Origin of the sequence: Kineococcus auxinigenes (genome assembly GCF_050871525.1) — a bacterium.
Lineage (GTDB): Bacteria > Actinomycetota > Actinomycetes > Actinomycetales > Kineococcaceae > Kineococcus.
Window position 1 is genome coordinate 1 of the sequence record NZ_JBKBCT010000181.1, and the last position, 559, is coordinate 559.

Annotated in this window: 1 pseudogene; it reads left to right on the forward strand. The window is 60.5% G+C overall.

The features are described 5' to 3' along the window. Window positions 1–18: 18 nt before the first annotated feature. Window positions 19–559 (forward strand): annotated as a pseudogene (locus ACRYR9_RS19910) (hypothetical protein); the annotation flags it as partial.

The following is a 559-nucleotide window of genomic DNA, read 5'->3' on the forward strand; positions in this document are numbered from 1 at the left end:
CTGGCTGCCCAACTCACGGTGTCCCAGGAGGAGGTGGCCAATCGGCAGCGTGCCATGGACGAAGCACAACTCCAGGTCACCCGCAGCTCTTCGACCGTCAGCACGCTACAGCAAGAGATCGACCGTCTCACGCGCGAACGCAACGCGCTAGCAGCAAGGGCAGAGAGCGGCCAACCGGCGGCTGTGAAAGAGACAGTCGAAGTGCACGTTCTGCCGCCAGGACTCCAGACCCTGGACGATGCGCTCCAAGAAGCCAACCGTCGCCTCGAAGCGGCCAATGAGGACGTTAAGCGCAAGCAGGACGAGCTTGATCGACTCAACCTGGAAATCGCACAACAGCAGGACGACATCAACTCGTCTGCTGACGCCAGAGCGAAGATGATCACGCTGGTTGCCGACATCGAATCCGTCGCACACAAATACCAGTCTGCGCAACTCACGGCCATCTTTGCCAACGCATCGGCCGAATGCCGTCCCATTCTCGAAGGCCTCGCTGGCGTCCTGACCAAATTCCTCGGTGAAGTGAACGCTGCGCTCGCGACCACCGAGACCACAAACC